Origin of the sequence: Spirilliplanes yamanashiensis (assembly GCF_016863475.1) — a bacterium.
GTDB lineage: Bacteria > Actinomycetota > Actinomycetes > Mycobacteriales > Micromonosporaceae > Spirilliplanes > Spirilliplanes yamanashiensis.
Genome location: NZ_BOOY01000028.1, coordinates 128,529 through 147,966, shown reverse-complemented (window position 1 = coordinate 147,966; position 19,438 = coordinate 128,529). Strand labels below are relative to the sequence as shown.

Below are 19,438 nucleotides of genomic sequence, written 5' to 3'. Positions count from 1 at the left end.
AGCGCAGCCTTATATAAGTCAAGCGTTAAGAAGCGGGAACCACCACGGCCTCGCGCAGCAGCCGGCGGGCCAGCACCAGGCGGTCGGCGTCGCCGTCCAGGCCCGGCAGGTCGCCGACGCGGCACGGCTCGCCGGTCAGCAGCATCCGCAGCGCCGGGGTGCACCCCGCGGGCAGGCCCAGCGACCCGCCGGCGAAGGCGAGGGTGACGCGCTCCCCCGACCCGGTCAGCCGGGCGGGCAGCCCGGGCCGCAGCCGCACCCGGTCGTCGGCGGTCAGCGCCGCCGCGGCGTCGAGCTGGGCCAGCGGCCGGATCGGCGCCGGGCGCGACGCGGGCCACGACCGCTCACGCAGCCGGGCGGCGAGCGCGGCCGGGTCGGCCGTGGTCAGCCAGTCGCGCAGCGCCTCGACGGTCTCGGTCAGCTCCGGCTCCACCTGGTCGGCGTCGGCCACGTCCAGGCCGAACGGCAGCGTCGCGCGCAGCCGGCGGTCCTCGGCGGCCAGCGCGAGCAGCTCCTCGACCAGCGCGTACCGGGTCAGAGCGCGCACGCCCACGGTCAGGTGCAGCGAGCGGCTGTCCTGCGCGGCGGCGGCGTGCAGCCAGCCGCGGGGCAGGTAGAGGGCGTCGCCGGGGGTCAGCTCGACGTCGAGGACCGGCTCGCCCTCGGCGGAGGCGGACACCTCGTCGGCGCGCCCGCCCCACGCCTGGCGCTCCAGCGGCTCGGGCAGCACGGGCGGGTGGATGCGCCAGCGCTTGCGGCCGTCGACCTGCAGCACGAACACGTCGTGGGTGTCGTAGTGGGTGGCGAAGCCCTGGTTGCCGGGCGGCGTCAGGTAGGCGTTGACCTGCAGCGGCTGGCGCAGCTCGCGGCCGAGCGCACCGGCGAAGTCGACCAGGGCGGGCCAGTTGCGGTGCAGGCCCTGCAGCACGAGGGTGGCGCCGCCGGCGTACAGGCGCAGCACGTCCTCGTCGCGGACCTGGTCGCCGATCTCGGCGCCGGCTCCCCCGCCGCCGGTGAACCGGCTCGCGGGCAGGACCGTGCCGGCCTGGGCGACGCGCAGGAACGGGGTGCGCAGGCCGCGGCGGCTGAGCAGCTCGTCGACGTCGTCCGGCGACAGCAGGTCGCCGAAGCCGTCCGGGCCGTTCAGCTCGTCCGCGCGGGACAGCAGCGGGGCGCGGCCCCAGTGGTCGGCGGCGAACTTGGCCGGCTCGACGGCGATGCAACGGGCGAGCGCCGGGCGGTCGATGCCGCCCGGCGCGTCGATGTCGGGCATGGGATCAGTCGGCACTGCCGTCGGCGCCGCCGTCGTGGCCGCCCGGGTTGGCGCCACCGTCGGCCGGGCCCTCGCCGGAGCCGCCGGCCGAGCCGTCCGCGCCGCCGTCGTGGCCGGACGCGTTCGCGCCGCCGTCCGCCGGGCCCTCGTCCGGGTTCGCGCCGCCTGCGGTGATGTCGTCGTCGCTGAGTGTCATCTCGGCCCCTTCAACGGTGTGAGCGCCCCGGCGTCTGCGACGGGGCGCGATGGCGAGGAGCATCTACCCCCCAAATGATCGGCTCTAACCCGGTGACCGGGTGACGGTGTGCCCCCGGCGGCGGGCAAGCGACGCAAACGACGCGGCGTCGGTGACGGCGGCGCCGCCCGGGTCGTTGTTGAAGTACACGAACGTCTCCGCCGCCGGGTCGAGCCGGGCCGCCCAGGTGTCCAGGGCCTGCCGGCCGTACCGGGGCCACGGCTTCGCCCGCCCCTCGTGCAGCCGCAGGTAACCCCACGGCGCGGTGCGCCACAGCGGGGTGATCGGCCGGCCGCAGCGGTCGGCCCAGCACAGCGCGGCCGCGCGTCGTTCCAGCACGGCGCGGACCTCGCCGGTCCACCACGTCGGGTGCCGCGGTTCGACGGCGACCCGGACGCCGGCCGGGAACAGCGCGAGGGTGGCGTCGAGCGCCGCCGGGTCGGCCTTCAGCGTCGGCGGCAGCTGCAGCAGCACCGGGCCGAGCTTGTCGCCCAGCGCGCCCGCCCGGTCGAGGAACCGCCGCACCGGCTCGTCGGGCTCGCGCAGCCGCTTGATGTGCGTCAGGTACCGGCTCATCTTGACCGCGACGACGAAGCCGGGCGGGGTGCGCTCACGCCAGGCGGCGAACGTGGCGCGCTCCGGCAGCCGGTAGAACGCGTTGTTCACCTCGACGGTGTCGAACGCGGTGACGTAGTGCTCCAGCCACAGCCGCTGGGGCAGCTTCTCCGGGTAGAGCCGGCCGCGCCAGTCGCGGTACTGCCAGCCGGACGTGCCGAGGTGGATCATGCGTCCTCGAGGAGGTCGAGCAGCTGCTGGGCGTTGGTCTGGGCGTAGTCGGAGTAGCAGTTGTTGAACAGCACGTGGGTCTGCTCCGCCTCGCCGGCCAGCCCGCGCAGCTTCGGCGCCCAGCCGGCCAGCTCCTCCGCCGAGTACCGGTAGCCGAACTTCTCGTAGATGTCGCGGCTCGTCCACTTGTCGCTGTGCCCGTGGAACCGCACGACCGCCAGGTCGGCGGTGGCCGCCAGCACCGGCGGCACGGACGAGCGGTGGCCCTGCGGCATGTCGACGCTGACGTAAGCGAGCCGGTGGGCGCGCAGGAAGTCGAGGGTCTCGTTGCGGTTGGCGCCCTCGAACCAGGACGCGTTGCGGAACTCGAACACCGGGCGCAGCGGCCGGCACCGGGCCGCCACCTCCAGGACGTACTGCTTGTTGTCCTTGCGGATGCCGAACCACGGCGGGAACTGGAACAGGAGCGCGCCCAGCTTGCCCGCCCCGACGAGCGGGTCCAGCGCGGACAGGAAGCGCGTCCACACGTCCTCGTAGGCCTGCGCGGGCAGGTCCTTCGGGTAGACGTTCTTCTTGTCGGTGTCGGGCCGCAGGTCCTTGTACAGCGACGAGGTCTTCACCGGGTGACCGGTGAGCAGCCCGTACGCCTTGACGTTGAACGTGAAGCCGGCGGGCGTGCGCTCCACCCACAGTCGCGCGGTCTGCTCGGCGGGCGGCGCGTAGTAGGTGGCGTCGACCTCGACGACGGGAAACCGCCGCGCGTAGTACGCCAGCCGCTTCTCGGGGTTGTCCGCGGTCTGCGGGTACCACCCCGAGCCGAGCAGGGTGCGGTCGGTCCACGAGGCCGTGCCGACCTTGATGGCGCCCATGGCTGCCCCCTCGACGAGAATCGCCCGCCGCCGGTGGTACCCGGCGGCGGACGATCTCACGCGTGCGGCGTCCCCCTACAGGGCGCGGCGCTCCCGGTTGGACTTGCAGGCCACGCAGGTGGTGGCCGACGGGAAGATGGTGAGGCGCTCGGTCGGGATGGGCTTGTGGCAGCCCTCGCAGTTGCCGTAGCTGCCGTCGGCGAGCCGCTGCAGCGCGTGCTCCGCCTGGCCGCGCCGGTCGGCGAGGGTCCGGATGAGCGACAGGGCCGCGTCCCGCTCCGCCGTCTTGGTGCCGCTGTCGGCCTGGTCGTCGCCGGCCGCGTCGCCGATCTCGACGAGCCGCAGCTGCTGGTTCTGCGCGACCGCGTCCTCGTACTCCTTGTTCAGGGCGTCGTAGCGGCCCTGCAGCACCTCGCGGATCTGCTCGACCTCCGGCAGCGACCGGCCGGTCGCCACATCGCCGCCCAGCGGCGCCGCGATCCCCGGCGCGGCCTGCTGACCGGTGATGACCGCACTGTTGACGAGCATGTGCTGCCCTGCCTTCCCGTTGCCGTGCCGGTGGACATCCCCCGCCCTGACCGGTCACGTCTTCCGCCGTGAGGACCGGCCAGGTACCCGGCGCCTGACGACGCCAAACCGGATCTTCGCGGAAATGTAATCGAAGCACAACGGTCCGTGGTCAAAACCGCCGCGAACTGCTCGAAGAGATGGGACGGGCGGTCTACCGGGCGGCGTCGACGAGGGCCGGACGGCCGGGCCGGTCGCACCGGACGACCACGTCGGCGACGGCGGCCGGGCCGACCTCGTCGGCGTAGCGGGCGTACGCGGGCAGCGTCCACGCCTCGCCGGGCGGCGTCGCACGGGCCAGCGCGGCGGCCGACAGCTCCAGGTGGACGGTCAGGTCGAACGGCAGCGTGCCGCCGAGCAGGAAGGCGCCGCTGACCAGCACGACGCCGCCGGGCGGCAGGGTCACGTAGGGGGCGCGGGTGGCGCGGTCGCGGGCGGCGTCGAACAGGGCGGGCAGGACGCGGCCGGTGCCGCCCGGGCCGGCCGGCAGGAGCACCTCGCGGCGCAGGCCCTGCTCGTCGAGCCAGTCGGTGTAGAAGGCGTCCGGGTCGGTGCGGCCGAACTCCAGGCGCAGCGACGCGGGCCGCAGGTAGTCGGCGGTGGCGACGTGCACGGCGTGGTGGCCGGCGGCGCGCAGCGGCTCGACCAGGCCGGCGGCCAGCTCACCGGGGTGCGCGGGCGGCGCCCCGTCGACGGCGACCCGCAGCCGGCCGCCGGGCGGCACGGCGGCGGCCAGCCGGGCCGCCAGCTCGGCGCGCAGGGCGCCGGGCGTGATGGGGCGGACCGGCATGCCGCCGATGCTAGCCGTCAGGCGTGCTCGACCAGCACCACCCGGGCGTCGTCGGCCAGCCGGTAGCCGACGCCGTAGACGGTGGTGACCAGTGGGACGTTGGCGCCGAGCTTGACCCGCAGGCGCCGCACGTGCACGTCGACGGTGCGCTCGCCGGTGTGCTCGTAGCCCCACACGGCGGCGAGCAGCTGGACCCGGCTGAACACCCGGCGCGGGTTGGCGGCGAGGAAGTGCAGCAGGTCGAACTCGAGGCGGGTCATCGGCAGCGGCACGCCGCCGACGAGCACCTGGCGCGAGCCTGCCAGCAGGCGCACCTCGGCCGGGTCGGCCGGGGCCTCGGGGGCCGCCGGCACGGACTCGGGGACGCGCTGGCGGGGCAGGACCGGCGCGCCGGCGGGCGTGTCACCGGCCGCGGCACCGGCCGGGCCGTCGACGGTCACCGTGCCGTTGCCGCGCTCGACCAGGTCGCGCAGGACGTCGATCAGCCGGTAGGCCTCGGGGCTCAGCGTCTCGCCGGCCAGCGGGATGGCCAGCGTGACCGTCAGCGAGGGGGACGTCGCGGGCGGCGTCGCCGGGGTCACCGGGGGCGTCACCGGGGCGCCCGCAGGCGTGCCGCGCCGGCCGATGCCGGAGAGCCGGCCGGGGCCGGCCGGGTGCGACGCTCGCCGGCCGGCGCGGGCCGGGAGGGCGGTGACGGACATGGGTCCTCCTCGTGGGACTGCGGGCCGGACGGTGCCTCCGCGGTCACGGGATGAGCACCGGGACCGTCCACCGGTAGGCGGGGTGCGGCCGAAACGGGCCCATCACCCTGCGTAAACACGCGGACGATGTTTCGCGTTTCGGGGCATGCGGTCAAGGCGACAACCACAGTGTGGGAAGCCGTCCCGACATTAGCGTGGAACCGCGACGGGATGACGATTTCCCTGGCATGAAAGCGACCACGGTCACTCCGATGAACGACGGCCGTCGGAAAGGTGCCGATTTACCGAACGACGGCGCGAGATAGCGATTTCGGTGACGCGGGACACGTGTCGACCGGGCCCTGTTCCTCCGATCAGTCAGGGTCCGGCGCCGTTCCGGTGCGGCGTGAGGACGGCCGCGAGGGAGCGCTCTCACACTCTACCCACGCGACGGCGCCCGGCCACCGCGGGATGCGGGTGCCGGGCGCCGGTGCTGCCGATGATCAGTATCTGTACTGCGTCTGGGCGTTGAACTCGCGGAACCGCACGTGCTTCGCCGAGCGGATGCGCCGGTCGTTCACCTGGATGACATCCAGGCCCTTTTGAATGTCGTTCGAGAAAACATATCCGTTGTACCAGTACGCCGACCAGGAACCGCCCAGAGTCAGGGTGGTCGCGTTCAGCGGGCCCCGCTCCCAGAAACCGATCTCCCGCGGGTTGCGCGAGTCGGTGAAGTCCCAGACCGAGATGCCGCCCTGATACCAGGCCTGCACCATGATGTCGCGCCCGCGCACCGGAATCAGCGAGCCATTGTGCGCGACGCAGTTCTCCGTGGCCGTGTTCGCCCGCGGAATCTTGAAGTAACTGCGGAACTCCAGCCGGCGGTTGTCGCCGCGGCCGGTGATGTCGTAGATCGCGTCGGCGCCGCGGTTCGGGCCGACCGTCGCGTTGCAGGTGGCCGCCCCGCCGCCGCCCAGCTCGTCGGTGAAGACGACCTTGGTGCCGGCGTTGTTGAACGTGGCCGAGTGCCAGAACGCGAAGTTCGCCTCGTCGCGGACCGTCGTGATCACCCGCGGCGCGGTGCGCCGGGAGATGTCGAACAGCACGCCGTCACCCATGCAGGCGCCCGCCGCGAGATTCTTCTGCGGGAACACGGTGATGTCGTGGCAGCCCGTCGTCGCCGAGCCGTACGCCGAGCCGGGGAAACCGCCGTCCGGGAACAGCACCGGGGTCGCCACCACGGCCGCCCGCTCGGGGTGGCGCAGCGGCACCTTGACGATCGAGATCTTGTCGTGCGGCAGCTCGCAGTTCGGCAGCGAGGCCGGCGCCAGGTTGTACGACGACACGTACAGGTAGACGTTGCGCTCGCCGCGCTTGCCGGGCACCAGCGTGTGCGTGTGCGAGCCGCACGCCGTCTTGACCGACTTCAGGTAGCGGGGGCTGGCCGGGCGCGAGATGTCGAAGATCTTGATGCCCTCCCAGCGCGCGCCGGGCGCCGCGGCAGTCGAGCCGGCGCTGGCGCAGGAGTCGTCGGTGCGCTGCGAGTCCGTGGACAGGAACAGCAGGTTGCCGCGCACCGACACGTCGTTCTGGGCGCCCGGGCAGAGCACCTGGGTGACGATCCGCGGCCGGCTGGGCCGGCGGATGTCGTACACCGTGAAGCCGTTGTAGTTGCCGCCGTAGGCGTAGCCGCCCTGGAACGCCCAGTCGGTGCCGGGCGTGTCGGTGAAGGGCGCCTGCTTGGGCAGGTGGGCGATCTGGCGCAGGTTGCGGCTCGACGAGATCTCGTCGACGGCCGGCGGGGTGCTCGGGGCGGGCCCGCGGTCGGCCGCGGCGGCGGGGCCGCCCGGGGCGACCAGCAGGCTCAGCAGCAGCGTGGCCGCCGCTCCGGCACCGGCCAGGAGTCTGAGCCGCCGCCCTCGTGGGGCAGTGTGCACTGTGGATCTCCCTCGTCTGGGGTGGTAGGACCCCATCACGATAAGCATCGATGCGGCCCCGGGTCATTACGTGGACGGGTATCGATCACGACATACCGGCGCGCGGGCGGGTAGCGTGGCGGTCGTCGATGCCTTCCGGACCCGAGGGGGATCATGAACCGGGCGCGCCTGCTCCTCGCGGCGGCCGTGGTCGCCGGCGCCGGCGTCGCCGCCGGGGTGGCGGCAGCGGCGGGCGGCGACGGCGGGACGGCCGGGCCGGCGCCGTCGGCCCCGGCGGCGGTCTCGGCGGCGGTCTCCTCGGCGCCCGTGCCGCCGAGCGAGCCGGTGCCCGTGGTGGTGCCCGGCCGCCCCGGCGAGCCGAACCGGGTGGCCGACGGCGCCCGGGTCAGCGCGCCGGCGCAGGCGCCGCACAACGGCATCGACGCCGCGTTCGTGCAGATGATGATCCCGCACCACCAGCAGGCCCTGCGGATGGCCGAGCTGGCGCCCGGCCGGGCCGGCGACCCCCGCGTCGCGGCCGTCGCCGAGCGGATCCGGCTGGCCCAGGGCGCCGAGCTGCCGCAGCTGCAGACCTGGCTGAGCACCCGCGGGCTGCCCGCCACCCCGCCCGGCCACGACCACGCCGCCATGCCCGGCATGCAGGGCCAGGCCGCCCTCGACGCGCTCGCCGCCGCCCGCGGCGCCGACTTCGACCGCCGGTTCGTCGCGATGATGACCGAGCACCACCGCGGCGCGCTGCGAATGGTCGGCGACGTGCTGTCCGGCGGCGCCGACCAGATGCTCGGCGAGCTGGCCAACGAGATCGGCGTCGAACAGGCCGCGGAGATCAACCGGATGACGTCGCTCGTCCGCTGACGCCGGGCGGCCTAGAGTCGAGCCGTGACCGACGAGACGGCGCAGGACCTGGACGAGGCGACGCTGGCGTACGCGCACCGCATGTTCGACCTGGCCCGCGGCGGGAGCACCGGGGAGCTGGCGGCCAACGTCGACGCCGGCCTGCCGGTGAACCTCACCAACGGCAAGGGCGACACGCTGCTGATCCTGGCCGCGTACCACGACCACCCCGAGACCGTGGCGGCGCTGCTCGCCCGCGGCGCCGACCACGGCCGGGCCAACGACCGCGGCCAGACCGCGCTGGCGGCCGCCGTGTTCCGGCGCAACCCGGCCACCGTGGACGCCCTGCTGGCCGCCGGAGCCGACCCGGACGCGGGCGGCCCGTCCGCCGCCGAGACCGCCGCGTTCTTCGGCCTGCCGGAGATGGCGGCCCGGCTGCGGGGCGCGTGACCGTGACCGGCGACGGCTCCCCCGCGGCCCGGATGCGGGCCGCCGCGGCCGCGTTCCTCGGCTCCCTCGACGAGGGCGGCCGGGCCGCCGCCGGGCGCCCGTTCGCCGACGACCGGCGCCGCTGGCTCGAGTACCGGCCGCGCCCCCGGCCCGGCGTCAGCCTCGCCGACCTGGGCGTCACCGCGCGCAAGAACGCCCACCGGCTGCTCGCCACGGCGCTGTCGCCGGGGGCGTACGCCCAGGCCATGGCGGTGCTCGCCCTGGAGGAGGTGCTCGACCGGCGGGAGGGCTGGGCGCGCGGGCGGCACAGCGAGGACTTCCGCGTGGTGCTGTTCGGCGGCCCCGGCGACGACGCGTTCGGCTGGCGGTTCGAGGGCCACCACCTGTCGGTCACCATGACCCTCGCCGGCGACCGGGTCTCCCCCGCCCCGCTGTTCCTGGGCGCCAACCCGGCGCGCGTCGACCACGCCGGGCACCCGGTGCTGCGGCCGCTGGCCCCCGAGGAGGACCTGGGCCGGGCGGTGCTGCTGGCCATGGCGCCGCAGGACCGGCGGCGGGCCGTGGTGGCCGACGCGGCGCCGGACGACATCCGCAGCGGGATCGCCGCCCGGGCCGCCGCCACGATCGAACCGGCCGGGGTGCCCGTCGCCGACCTGGGCGTGGGCGCGCGGTCGCTGGTGGAGCAGCTCGTCGCCCTCTACCTGGCCCGGCTGCCCGAGGAGCTGGCCGACGCGGAGGACCGGCGGCTCGACCGGCGCGCCCTGCACTTCGCGTGGGAGGGCCCGCCCGGGCCGGGGGTGCGGCACTACTACCGGCTGCAGGCCCCCGACCTGCTCGTCGAGTACGACAACACCACCGACGACGGCAACCACGCGCACACCGTGCTGCGCCGACCGCTGAGCGACTTCGGCGACGACGTGCTCGCCGCCCACCTGGGCGACGGGCACGCCGCCTGAGCGGTCAGCGCCCCGTGAGGCGGCGGCCGACGGCCGCGATGAGCCGGTCGAGCTCGGAGCCGAACGGGTTGTCGTGCACCAGGTACGTCCACGTGGCGCTCGGGCGCACCAGGTCGGCGGCGTCCGGCTGGTAGCCGTCGCTGAGGTCCAGCTCCTCGACCGTGAGCACGGTGCGCTCCTCGATCTCGGGCATCAGCTTCTGGAACGCCGGGACGGCCGCGCGGTGGAACTCGTCCAGCGGGTCGAGCTTGCCGAGCGCGCGCAGGTGCACGCCCTCGCGCACCTCGGCCAGCTCGGCCAGGTGCTCGGCCCACAGCCGGTCGAGGTGGTACAGCGCGACGGCCCGGCCGGCCTCGTTGACCACCTCGTCCGGGACGTCCGCCAGCTTGTCGGCCAGCCGCTTGCGCAGCATGTCGCCGGCCACGTCGGTGGTGAGCAGCCGCTCGCGCCGCTCGGCGAGCGCCTTGCGCTGCTGCTCGACGACGACCGAGTAGCGCCACGTGTTGCGGTGGATCTCGTGGTTGACGCCCTCGGCGACGCGCTGCGCGTGCTCGATGGCGTAGTCGACGATCTCGTCGTGGACGTTGCCGTCCATGTCCATCTTCGGCGACGGCGGGATCATCTCGCCCGCGTGCCGGGTGATCAGCTCGTCCTCCAGCGAGACGAAGAACCGCGAGCCGCCCGGGTCGCCCTGCCGGCCCGCGCGGCCGCGCAGCTGGTCGTCGACGCGGCGGCTGTCGTGCCGGCCGGCGCCGATGACGAGCAGGCCGCCGAGGTCGACGACCTTCTCCGCGTCCTTGCCGGCGCTGCCGCCGAGCCGAATGTCGACACCGCGGCCGGCCATCTGGGTGGAGACCGTGACCGCGCCGAGCGCGCCGGCCTCGGCGATGATCGAGGCCTCCTCGTCGTCGTTCTTCGCGTTGAGCACCACCGACGGGATGCCGGCCGCCTCCAGCGCCGTGGCCAGCCGCTCGGACTCCTTGACGTCGAGCGTGCCGACCAGCACCGGGCGCCGGCGCTCGTGCGCGGCGGCGATCTCCGCGACGATCGCCTCCTCCTTCTCCACCCGGGTGGCGAAGATGCGGTCCTCGTCGTCCTTGCGGATGTTCGGGGTGTTCGGCGGGATGACCGCGACCTCGAGGCCGAAGTACTCGCGCAGCTCCTCGCCGACGTGCACCGCGGTGGCGGTCATGCCGCACACGGTGGTGTACAGCGCGATGTAGGCCTGCACGGTGAGCGTGTTGAGCTGCTCGCCCTCGGCGGTGGCGTCGAGGCCCTCCTTCGCCTCGACGGCGGCCTGCAGGCCGTCGGGCCAGCGGCGCCGCTGCGCCACCCGGCCACGCATCTCGTCGATCAGCTCGACGGTGCCGCCGCGGACGATGTAGTCGACGTCGCGGTGCAGCAGCGCCTTGGCGTGCAGGGCGACGTTGACGGCCGACAGCTGCGCGGTGTGCTCGTCGTCGTACAGGTTGATGCCGCCGAGCGCCTTCTCGACCGCCGCGGTGCCGCGGGCGGTGAAGGCGGCGCTGCGGCCGTCCTCGCCGACCTTGTAGTCGCGGCCGGCCTTGAGGTCGGCGACGATCGCGGCGGCCGCGTGCACCGGGTCGCTCTCGCTGGGCACGGTGCCGGCCAGCACCATCGGCACACGGGCCTCGTCGATGAGGATCGAGTCGGCCTCGTCGACGATGGCCGTGGTCAGCTCGGGCTGCACCCGGTCGGCGATGTCGGTGACGAGCTGGTCGCGCAGGTAGTCGAAGCCGGCCTCGCTGACCGAGACGTAGGTGACGTCGCGGGCGTACGCCGCGCGGCGCTCGTCCCGGGTGGACGCCTCGGTGACCCAGCCGACGGTCAGGCCGAGCAGGTCGTAGACCGGCTCCATCCAGGTGGCGTCGCGGCGGGCCAGGTAGTCGTTGACGGTCAGCACGTGCACCGGGCCGCGGCCCTGCCGCACGTGGCCGTACGCGGCGATGGTGGCGGTCAGGGTCTTGCCCTCACCGGTGGCCATCTCGGCGACCTTGCCGGCCAGCAGCGACATGGCGCCGAGCAGCTGCACGTCGTACGGGCGCTGGTCGAGGGCGCGGCGGGCGGCCTCGCGGCCGACGGCGCAGATCTCGGTGTACTCCTCCGCCTGCGCGGCGCGCTCGGTGAGCGCGGCGTCGTCGAGCGCGGCGAGCTCGTCCTCCATCGCCTCGACGGCGGGCAGGAGTTTCTCCAGCGGGGCCAGGTCGACCGTGGTGCCCGGCCGCTGGAGGAACTTGCGCAGCCGGCTCTTCAGCTTTTGCGAGACGCCCATGGGCGGCAACGGTACTGCACGCGCGCCCCCGCGCGGGTGCCTACTCCCGCCCGCGGTGGATCAGCAGGCGAGCACCGCCTGCAGCTCGTGCCGGCGCCCGCCGGCCAGGTCGGCGAACAGGGCCGGAGCCTCGGCGAACGGCACCACCGCGGTGATCAGGTGCGCGCGCAGCGCGGCCCCGTCGGCGTGCAGCAGGCCGACCGTCTCGGCGGACAGCCGCTCGCGGTCCCAGTGCCCGGCGAGCCCGCGCGGGACCCGGCCGATCTGGGCGCAGCGCAGCGCCAGGCCGTTGTGGTGGAACTCCTCGCCGAGGCGCACCTCGTCGGCGCCGCCGGGGTAGAACGCGAGGTCCACGACGACGCCCTGGGGGCGCAGCAGGCGCAGCGCCAGGTGCAGCGCGTTCGCCCGGCCGCGGCACTGGAACACCACGTCCGCACCGCGGTCGCCGGCCGCGTGCCGCCACCGGGTCTTCAGGACGACGGCCGGGTCGTGCGCGCCGTCCGGGTCGAGGGTCTCCAGGCCGAGCGCCTCGGCCACGGCGCGCCGCTCGGGCGTCGGGTCGACGACCACCACCGACGCGGCGCCGTGCCGACGGGCGAACAGGGCGGTGAGCAGGCCGACGACGCCCGCGCCGGTGACCGCGACGCGGCGGCCGCGCACCCCGTCGCCGAGGTCGCGCACGTCGGCGCCGTGCAGGTCGGCCGCGGCGTGCAGCAGGCCGTTGGCGCAGATGGGGCCCATGTGGGCGGCGTACACGCCGAGCACCGGGTCCAGCCCGTCGGGCAGCGGCACGACCCGCTCGCGCAGCGGGTCGGCCACGTGGGCGGTGCGGTGGCCGTAGGTCATCGCCACCACCGACCCCTCCGCCACCGCCGGGGTGGCGCTGCGGGTGACCCGGCCGACCTGCATGTAGCCGAAGCCGCGCACCGGGTACGGCGTGCTGGGGTCGGTGTCGCGGAACAGGCCCAGCTCGGCGTCGAAGCCGCGGTGCAGCCACGGGTTGGTGCCCTTGACGAAGGTCAGCTCGGTGCCGGCGGAGACGCCGGAGAACAGGGTCTCGACGCGGAACTGCCCGCCGGCCGGCTCGGCCGGCTCGCTGTCGTGCAGCTCGACGGCGCCCGGCCCGGTGACGACGAGCTCGCGGTCAGCCACGCGGCACCTCGACGGTGCGGCCCGTCGCCGCGGACTCGGCCACCGCCAGGGCCAGCCGGTGGGTGCGCAGCGCCTCCGGGTACGGCACCCGCACGTCGTGGCCCTCGCCGCGCACCGCGTCGACGAACGCGCGGTCGACGGCGACCCGGGCCGCCTCCGCGTCGCCGGCCACCCGCCGCTCGCCGTCGGCGTCGCGGACGACCAGCTCGTCCTCGGTGATCGCCAGGGCCAGGCCGTCGGCGTACACCTCGAGCCCGGCCCGGTGCTTCCAGCCCAGCGCGCAGGTCGCCGACAGGGTGCCGACCGCGCCGTCCGCGAAGCGCAGGACGGCGGCGGTGGCGGTGTCCACGTCCGCGCCCGGCACCGGCGGCGGCGTGCCGTTGCCCACCGCGTTCACCGTGGCCACCTCCCCGGCCAGGTGCCGGGCCAGGTCGAGCACGTGCGCGGCCTGCTCGACGACCGGGCCGCCGGAGCGGTCCCGGTGCGGCCACCAGCCGACCGGCGGCACCTTGTCCAGCCAGGCGCCGGCGACCAGCCGGATCTCGCGGCCGGCCAGCAGCCTCGCGGCCTCCTCGACGGTGCGCAGGTAGCGCCAGTGGTGCCCGGCGGCGCTGAGCAGCCCGCGCCGCTCGACCAGCGCCGCGACCTCCTCCGGGACGGCCGCGTCGAGCCCGACCGGCTTCTCGACGAACAGCGGGACGCCAGCCTCGGCCGCCGCCCGCTCGGCGGGGCCGTGGGCGAACGGCGGGACGCACACGTACAGCGCGTCGACGCCGTCGGCCAGCAGGTCCTCCACCGTCGGGACCGCCGGGGCCCCGTACTCGCCGGCGAGCCGCTCGGCCGCCTCGGGCAGCACGTCGGTCACCCCCGCCAGGCGCACGTCGGCGAACCCCGACAGCACGCGCGCATGCCGCTGCGCCACGCCGCCGGCTCCGACCAGACCGATCCTGCTGACCGCCATAGGTGATCTCCACTCTCTCGACGGCCCGGTACTTCTCCGCCGGCCGTTCCCCCAAACGTTCTGGGATCGATCGACTTCGACACCGCATCGTTATCGGCGAGAACGATTGACGCGGAACGATCGAGGGGATCCCCGCCGGTTAGGGGCTACCGATCGTTGGGGGAGCATCGTGGACCAGACCGACCTGACCGCGTCACCCGTCGTGGAGGCGTGGACGACCTACCGCACGAGCAGCGCCGGCCGGTGGCAACCCGCCGAACTGATCCGGCGCAAGGGAACGACGACCGTCAGCGTCGTCATCCCGGCCCGCAACGAGGAGGCCACCGTCGGGGCCATCGTCGCCACGGTGCGGCGGCTCGCCCAGCGCACCGGACTGGTCGACGAGATCGTCGTGGTCGATTCGCGCTCCGTCGACCGCACCGCCGAGGTCGCCGAGGCGGCGGGCGCCCGCGTGGTGCACCAGGACGACGTCACGCGGGGCCTGCCCCGGCTGAGCGGCAAGGGCGACGCGCTGTGGGCCGGGCTCGCCGCGTCCACCGGCGACGTGGTCGCGTTCATCGACGGCGACCTGGAGGGCTTCTCCGACCACTTCGTCACCGGGCTGATCGGGCCGCTGCTCAGCGACCCGTCCGTCGAGTTCGTCAAGGGCTTCTACCACCGGCCGCTGGTGCGCTCCGGCGGCGTCGAGCAGGACGGCGGCGGCCGGGTCACCGAGCTGGCCGCCCGCCCGCTGCTCAACCTGTTCTGGCCCACCCTGGCCGGCGTCGTGCAGCCGCTGGCGGGCGAGTACGCCGGCCGCCGGCGCACCCTGGAGCGCATCCCGTTCGTGTCCGGCTACGGCGTGGAGTTCGCCATGCTGGTCGACCTGCTCGACCTGGTGGGCCTCGACGCCCTGGCCCAGGTCGACCTGGGCGAGCGGCGGCACCGCCACCAGGACACCGCCGCGCTGGGCCGGATGTCGGCGCAGATCATGGTGACCGCCTGGTCGCGCCTGCACCGGGCCGGCCTGGTCCTGACCGAGCGGCCGCCGGCCACCGTGCTGACCCAGTTCCGCCGCGGCGCGGAGGACGCCCTGCCGGGGCTGGACCGCACCATCGACGTCACCGACATCGACGTGCAGGAGCGCCCGCCGCTGGCGTCGCTGGCGCGCTCCCGCCGGGCGGTGGGCCGGTGACCCGCACGGTCCTGATGAACGCCGGGCCGTGGCTGCCCGTGCCGCCGCGCGGCTACGGCGGCATCGAGAACGTCGTCGCCACGCTGGTGCCGCCGCTGCGCCGCCTCGGCGTGCGCGTCGTGCTCGCCACGGTCGGCGACAGCACGCTGGCGGCCGACGGCCGCGTCACCGTGTTCGGCGAGGGGCAGTTCGCCCAGCTGCAGCGGCCGTACAACCAGGTGTGCGGGATCGTGCCGGCCCACCAGCACGCGGTGGCCCGGGCGCTGCACGAGCGCGACGACATCGACCTGGTGCACGACCACGTCGAGGCGGCCGGGCTGGCGTTCGCGGCGGCGCTGGGCCGCCCGGCGCTGCAGACCCTGCACTGGGACCTGGCGAAGCACCCCGACCTGTACGGCACCTTCGACGGCGCCGGCCGGGTGTTCGTCAACGGCGTCTCGGCGTCCCAGCTGGCCCGGGCGCCGCAGGCGCTGCGCGCGCACGCCGTCGGGCACGTGCACCTGGCGACGCCCCTGGCCGAGGGCGCGGACCGGCGGGCGAGCGTGCCGAAGGGGCCGTACGTGGTCAGCCTCGGCCGGATCACGCCCGGCAAGGGCCAGGACACCGCCGCCCGGCTGGCCCACGAGCACGGCTTCGACCTGGTGCTGGCCGGGCCGGTCGGGCCGTACCACCAGCCCGGCGACCTGGCCGCCGCGCAGGGCGACCCGGCGGCGGCGCAGAACCCCGACGTGCGGTTCTGGCGCGAGCGGGTGGCCCCGCACGTCGACGGGGTGCGGGTGCGCTGGATCGGCACCGTCGCCGGGGCCGAGCGCGACGCGCTCGTGGCGTCGGCGCAGGCGATGCTGTTCCCGCTGCGCTGGGCGGAGCCGGGCGGCACCGCCGTGGTCGAGTCGCTGGCGCTGGGCACCCCCGTGGTGGCCACGCCGGAGGGCTGCCTGCCGGAGCTGATCGAGCACGGCCGCACCGGCCTGCTGGGCGCCGAGGAGGAGCTGGGCGAGCTGGTCACGCTGGCCGCCGGCCTGGACGACCGGGCCTGCCGCGCGGAGGCGGCGCGGCGGTTCACCCCGGACGTCATGGCGGCGGCGTACGCCGAGCTGTACGAGCGCGTGCTGGAGCGGGCGGCGGTCGCCACTGTCGGGTAGCCGACGCAGGCTCGCGTTTGGTGGCCGGTCCGCCCGGGAACCTCCCGGCGGACCGGTAACCGGCGTTGAGGAGTGCGGATGCCAGCGAGCCGACTGGTCTGCCGGCCCGAACAGGAACTCCCCGTGGCGGTGCTGCGGGTCACGGGCGACCTCGACACGGCGACGGCGCCCGCCCTGCGCACCGCCCTGCACACCGCCCTGGCGGCGCAGCCCGACGCGGTCGTGGTCGACATCGCGGGCCTCGACGTGCGGCACCCGACCGCCCTGGACGTGTTCCCGGCGATGACCGCCGAGGCGGCCGACTGGCCGGCCGTGCCGCTCATGCTGCACTCCCCCGGCGACCGCACCGCCCGCCAGCTCGCCGACACCGGCTGCCGGGTGCACCCGACGCTCGAGCACGCCCTGGACGAGGTGCGCTCCACCGCGGCGCCCGTGCGGCTGCGGGCCCGGCTGCGGCCCACCACGGGCGCCTGCCGGCAGGCCCGCGAGCTGGTCGCCGACGCGTGCGAGCGGTGGGGGCTGGCGGAGCTGCGCGCCACCGCGGCCGTGGTGGTGACCGAGCTGGTCGCCAACGTCATCCGGCACGCCCGCACCGGCATGGAGATCACCCTGGCGCCGCGCGACGGCCGGCTGTCGATCGCGGTGCGCGACGGCAGCGCCCGCGAGCCCGAGCCCGCCGACCCCGGGCTGGACGAGGCCGGCGGGCGCGGGCTGCGCCTCGTGCGGGACCTGAGCGACGCCTGGGGCGTGCTGCCGGTCGTGGACGGCAAGGTCGTCTGGGCGACGATCGGCTCCTGACCCGCCCGCCGCGGTGAAACATTCACTCAAGGTGCTCACACGCTGACGCTGAGTACCATGAGACATGGACACCGAGCGATGGGACACCCGGATCTTCGGCGACCCGGTGCTGCGGCACGGCGGCCCGATCATCGACGCCCGCTTCGTCCGCTTCGGCACCACGTACACGCGTGAGGTGCGGGTCGGCCAGCCGCTGCTCATGGCCGTCGTGGCGGCCGCCTCGATCGCCCGGGCGTGCGGCGCGGCCCTGCTGTCGGTGCTGCGCCGCGGCGTCGGCACGGGGGCGGCGCGGCGCCGGTTCGCCGAGCTGAAGAAGGGCCCCGAGTACCTCGTCACGCACCTGGAGCTGCGCGACGACACCGGCACCCGGTACGAGGTCGAGCTGCACGGTCACCTGCCCCAGTCGGCGCTGCACCGCGGCGACCTGGTCCAGGTGCACGCCCGGCCGCAGAAGGACCGGGCCCTGCCCGACCGGGTCACCCACATCGTCAACATGACCACGCTGCAGCTGCTCACGCCGCGCATCCCGACGCTGTGGTCGCACCTCGGCCCCGCCCTGCTGCTGCAGGCGGCCCTGGGCCTCACGCTCGCCGGGGCGGTGCTGGCGGCGACCGCTGCGGGCTGACCCGGCGGCCGCGATGATCGGGGGGTGAACGGCTTCTTCGACGGGTTCCTCCTCGACCACATCGGCACCGGCGAGGCGACCCTGCGGGTGCGGCACGGTGGCTCCGGCCCGCCGCTGCTGCTCCTGCACGGCCACCCGCGCACCCACGTCACCTGGCACGCGGTCGCCGCCGAGCTGGCCGACGGGTTCACCGTCGTGTGCCCGGACCTGCGCGGCTACGGCGGGTCGTCGAAGCCGGGCGACTACTCCAAGCGGGCGATGGCGCGCGATGCCGCCGCCCTGATGAGCGCCCTCGGCCACGAGCGGTTCGCCGTCGCCGGGCACGACCGCGGCTGCTACGCGGCGCTGCGGCTCGCCCTCGACCACCCGCACCGGGTCGACCGGCTCGCCGTGCTCGACGGCATCCCCATCGGCGAGGCCCTGGCCCGCGCCGACGCCCGGTTCGCCGCGCTCTGGTGGCACTGGTTCTTCCTCGGCCAGACCGCGCGGCCCGCCGAGCGGGTCATCCTCGCCGACCCCGACGCCTGGTACGGCCTCGACCCGGCCGGCCTGCCCGCCGAGGCGTACGCCGACATCCGCGCCGCCCAGCACGACCCGGCCACCGTGCACGCCATGTGCGAGGACTACCGGGCGGGCCTGCGCGCCGACCGCGCCGCCGACGACGCCGACCGCGCCGCCGGGCGCACCGTCGGCTGCCCCACGCTGTTCTGCTGGTCCACCCGCGACGACATGGTCGAGCTGTACGGCGACCCGCTGGCCATCTGGCGGGACTGGGCGCCGGACGTGCGCGGCGTGCCCATCGACAGCGGGCACCACATGGCGGAGGAGAACCCCGCCGCGCTCGCCGCCGCGCTGCGCGACTTCCTGCGAGACTGGGTGCCGTGACCACGACGGTGGCGGTGGAGAGCACGGCGAAGAAGGCGTTCGCCTGGGTGTACGACTGGCCCGGCTGGTGCCGCTCCGGGCGCACGGAGGAGGCGGCGATAGCCGCGCTGGCCGACTACGCGGACCGCTACCGGGTGGTGGCGGAGCGGGCCGGGCTGCGGCTGCCGAAGAACGCCGCCGACACGATGGTCGTCGACGAGCGGCTGCCCGGCGACGCCAGCACCGACTTCGGCATCCCGGGCGCGATCGGCGCCGACGACCGGCGGGCGCACGACCGGCGGCAGGCCGACCGGCTCCTCGCCCTGGTCGTGGCGGCGTGGGAGGTGCTGGACGAGACCGCCGCCACCTCGCCCGAACAGCTGCGCAAGGGCCCGCGCGGCGGCGGCCGGGACCGCACGAAGATGGTGGCGCACGTGCTGGAGGCCGAGGCGGCGTACGCCCGCAAGTTCGGGGTGAAGCACAAGCCGCCGGCGGTGGGCGACGCGGCGGCGATCGCCGCGCTGCGCGACGAGCTGCTCGCCGCGCTGCGGGCGCCCTCGGACGGCAGCCCGCCCCACCCCACCGGGTGGCCCGCCCGGTACGTGATCCGGCGCGTCGCCTGGCACGCCCTCGACCACGCGTGGGAGATGCAGGACCGCAGCGATTAGGCGGGCGCCGGCTCCAGGTGGCCGGTGCGGCGGGCCCAGCGCTCGAACGCCAGCGTCGCGAACGGCGGCACCGCGCACAGCAGCGCGATCAGCGCCACCCACCAGCGCCACCGGCCCAGGTACGCCATCGCCAGCGCCAGGCCCAGGTACGCGACGAACAGCGCGCCGTGGATCGGGCCGAAGATGGTGACGCCGATCTCGTTGCCGACGACCACGTACTTGAACACCATGCCGACGATGAGCGCCGCCCAGCTGCACGCCTCGGCGACCGCGACGGCGGCGAACAGCGGTGGCACGAAGCGGCGCACTGGCACTCCCGGCGAAAGTGGGCCCGCACGTGCTGCGCGCGCGGTCGAACCCGGCGATCATAGCTAGCGGGGGTGG

Annotated in this window: 21 protein-coding genes; 9 read left to right on the top strand and 12 right to left on the bottom strand. The window is 75.3% G+C overall.

Annotated elements, in window-relative coordinates:
• Positions 1-25: 25 nt before the first annotated feature.
• The 8 genes from Sya03_RS19755 to Sya03_RS19720 form a co-directional block, all read right to left on the bottom strand.
• Positions 26-1,273 carry a cupin domain-containing protein gene (locus Sya03_RS19755; protein ID WP_203939812.1) on the bottom strand — a complete coding sequence of 416 codons (1,248 nt, stop codon included), beginning with the start codon at positions 1,271-1,273 and terminating at the stop codon, positions 26-28.
• Between the two features lie 4 nt (positions 1,274-1,277).
• Positions 1,278-1,469: a hypothetical protein gene (locus Sya03_RS19750; RefSeq protein ID WP_203939811.1), complete on the bottom strand. Its 192-nt coding sequence runs from the start codon at positions 1,467-1,469 to the stop codon at positions 1,278-1,280.
• A gap of 84 nt (positions 1,470-1,553) precedes the next feature.
• Positions 1,554-2,294, bottom strand: a complete 741-nt coding sequence (locus Sya03_RS19745) for a DUF72 domain-containing protein (protein WP_203939810.1) — start codon at positions 2,292-2,294, stop codon at positions 1,554-1,556.
• Positions 2,291-3,163: a DUF72 domain-containing protein gene (locus Sya03_RS19740; RefSeq protein WP_203939809.1), complete on the bottom strand. Its 873-nt coding sequence runs from the start codon at positions 3,161-3,163 to the stop codon at positions 2,291-2,293. The genes Sya03_RS19745 and Sya03_RS19740 overlap by 4 nt, the downstream gene beginning before the upstream one ends.
• A gap of 75 nt (positions 3,164-3,238) precedes the next feature.
• Positions 3,239-3,691 (bottom strand): TraR/DksA family transcriptional regulator, encoded by a 453-nt coding sequence (locus tag Sya03_RS19735; protein ID WP_203939808.1) that lies wholly within the window; start codon positions 3,689-3,691, stop codon positions 3,239-3,241.
• Positions 3,692-3,884: 193 nt separating this feature from the next.
• Positions 3,885-4,520 carry a nucleoside/nucleotide kinase family protein gene (locus Sya03_RS19730; protein ID WP_203939807.1) on the bottom strand — a complete coding sequence of 212 codons (636 nt, stop codon included), beginning with the start codon at positions 4,518-4,520 and terminating at the stop codon, positions 3,885-3,887.
• Positions 4,521-4,537: 17 nt separating this feature from the next.
• A complete protein-coding gene (locus Sya03_RS19725; protein ID WP_203939806.1) occupies positions 4,538-5,221 on the bottom strand; it encodes a winged helix-turn-helix domain-containing protein in 684 nt (227 codons plus the stop codon).
• Between the two features lie 482 nt (positions 5,222-5,703).
• Positions 5,704-7,137 (bottom strand): LVIVD repeat-containing protein, encoded by a 1,434-nt coding sequence (locus tag Sya03_RS19720; RefSeq protein WP_370872034.1) that lies wholly within the window; start codon positions 7,135-7,137, stop codon positions 5,704-5,706.
• A 153-nt stretch (positions 7,138-7,290) separates the two neighbouring features.
• Between Sya03_RS19720 and Sya03_RS19715 the strand changes: the two genes are divergently transcribed.
• The 3 genes from Sya03_RS19715 (at position 7,291) to Sya03_RS19705 (ending at position 9,377) form a co-directional block, all read left to right on the top strand.
• Positions 7,291-7,992 carry a DUF305 domain-containing protein gene (locus Sya03_RS19715; RefSeq protein WP_203939804.1) on the top strand — a complete coding sequence of 234 codons (702 nt, stop codon included), beginning with the start codon at positions 7,291-7,293 and terminating at the stop codon, positions 7,990-7,992.
• Between the two features lie 81 nt (positions 7,993-8,073).
• A complete protein-coding gene (locus Sya03_RS19710; RefSeq protein ID WP_203939860.1) occupies positions 8,074-8,421 on the top strand; it encodes an ankyrin repeat domain-containing protein in 348 nt (115 codons plus the stop codon).
• Positions 8,418-9,377 (top strand): DUF3500 domain-containing protein, encoded by a 960-nt coding sequence (locus tag Sya03_RS19705; RefSeq protein ID WP_275411463.1) that lies wholly within the window; start codon positions 8,418-8,420, stop codon positions 9,375-9,377. Before Sya03_RS19710 ends, Sya03_RS19705 begins: the two co-directional genes overlap by 4 nt.
• 4 nt (positions 9,378-9,381) lie before the next feature.
• Here the strand turns inward: Sya03_RS19705 and secA2 are convergent, their stop codons facing one another.
• Genes secA2 through Sya03_RS19690 form a run of 3 tightly spaced genes read right to left on the bottom strand, consistent with a single transcriptional unit; the run spans position 9,382 to position 13,783 of the window.
• On the bottom strand, positions 9,382-11,670 hold the full coding sequence (gene secA2 / locus Sya03_RS19700; RefSeq protein WP_203939803.1) for an accessory Sec system translocase SecA2: 2,289 nt from the start codon (positions 11,668-11,670) through the stop codon (positions 9,382-9,384).
• Between the two features lie 60 nt (positions 11,671-11,730).
• Positions 11,731-12,822 carry a zinc-dependent alcohol dehydrogenase gene (locus Sya03_RS19695; protein WP_203939802.1) on the bottom strand — a complete coding sequence of 364 codons (1,092 nt, stop codon included), beginning with the start codon at positions 12,820-12,822 and terminating at the stop codon, positions 11,731-11,733.
• Entirely contained in the window at positions 12,815-13,783 is a 969-nt protein-coding gene (locus Sya03_RS19690; protein WP_203939801.1) for a Gfo/Idh/MocA family protein, read from the bottom strand. The genes Sya03_RS19695 and Sya03_RS19690 overlap by 8 nt, the downstream gene beginning before the upstream one ends.
• Positions 13,784-13,952: 169 nt before the next feature.
• On the opposite strand from Sya03_RS19690, the gene Sya03_RS19685 reads away from it, so the two are divergent.
• The 6 genes from Sya03_RS19685 to Sya03_RS19660 all read left to right on the top strand — a co-directional run bounded on the left by Sya03_RS19685 (position 13,953) and on the right by Sya03_RS19660 (position 19,054).
• Positions 13,953-14,957 (top strand): glucosyl-3-phosphoglycerate synthase, encoded by a 1,005-nt coding sequence (locus Sya03_RS19685; protein WP_203939800.1) that lies wholly within the window; start codon positions 13,953-13,955, stop codon positions 14,955-14,957.
• Positions 14,954-16,099, top strand: a complete 1,146-nt coding sequence (locus Sya03_RS19680) for a glycosyltransferase (RefSeq protein ID WP_203939799.1) — start codon at positions 14,954-14,956, stop codon at positions 16,097-16,099. Before Sya03_RS19685 ends, Sya03_RS19680 begins: the two co-directional genes overlap by 4 nt.
• A 78-nt stretch (positions 16,100-16,177) precedes the next feature.
• The gene (locus Sya03_RS19675; protein ID WP_203939798.1) at positions 16,178-16,897 is read left to right on the top strand and encodes an ATP-binding protein; all 720 of its coding nucleotides are present in this window, start codon (positions 16,178-16,180) and stop codon (positions 16,895-16,897) included.
• A gap of 64 nt (positions 16,898-16,961) precedes the next feature.
• Entirely contained in the window at positions 16,962-17,522 is a 561-nt protein-coding gene (locus Sya03_RS19670) for a hypothetical protein (RefSeq protein WP_203939797.1), read from the top strand.
• 24 nt (positions 17,523-17,546) lie between these two features.
• Positions 17,547-18,407 (top strand): alpha/beta fold hydrolase, encoded by an 861-nt coding sequence (locus tag Sya03_RS19665; RefSeq protein ID WP_239107693.1) that lies wholly within the window; start codon positions 17,547-17,549, stop codon positions 18,405-18,407.
• A complete protein-coding gene (locus Sya03_RS19660) occupies positions 18,404-19,054 on the top strand; it encodes a hypothetical protein (protein ID WP_203939796.1) in 651 nt (216 codons plus the stop codon). Before Sya03_RS19665 ends, Sya03_RS19660 begins: the two co-directional genes overlap by 4 nt.
• Here the strand turns inward: Sya03_RS19660 and Sya03_RS19655 are convergent.
• Complete coding sequence (locus tag Sya03_RS19655) at positions 19,051-19,362, bottom strand: DUF3817 domain-containing protein (RefSeq protein WP_203939795.1); 312 nt, start codon at positions 19,360-19,362, stop codon at positions 19,051-19,053. The genes Sya03_RS19660 and Sya03_RS19655 overlap by 4 nt on opposite strands.
• Positions 19,363-19,438 lie beyond the last annotated feature (76 nt).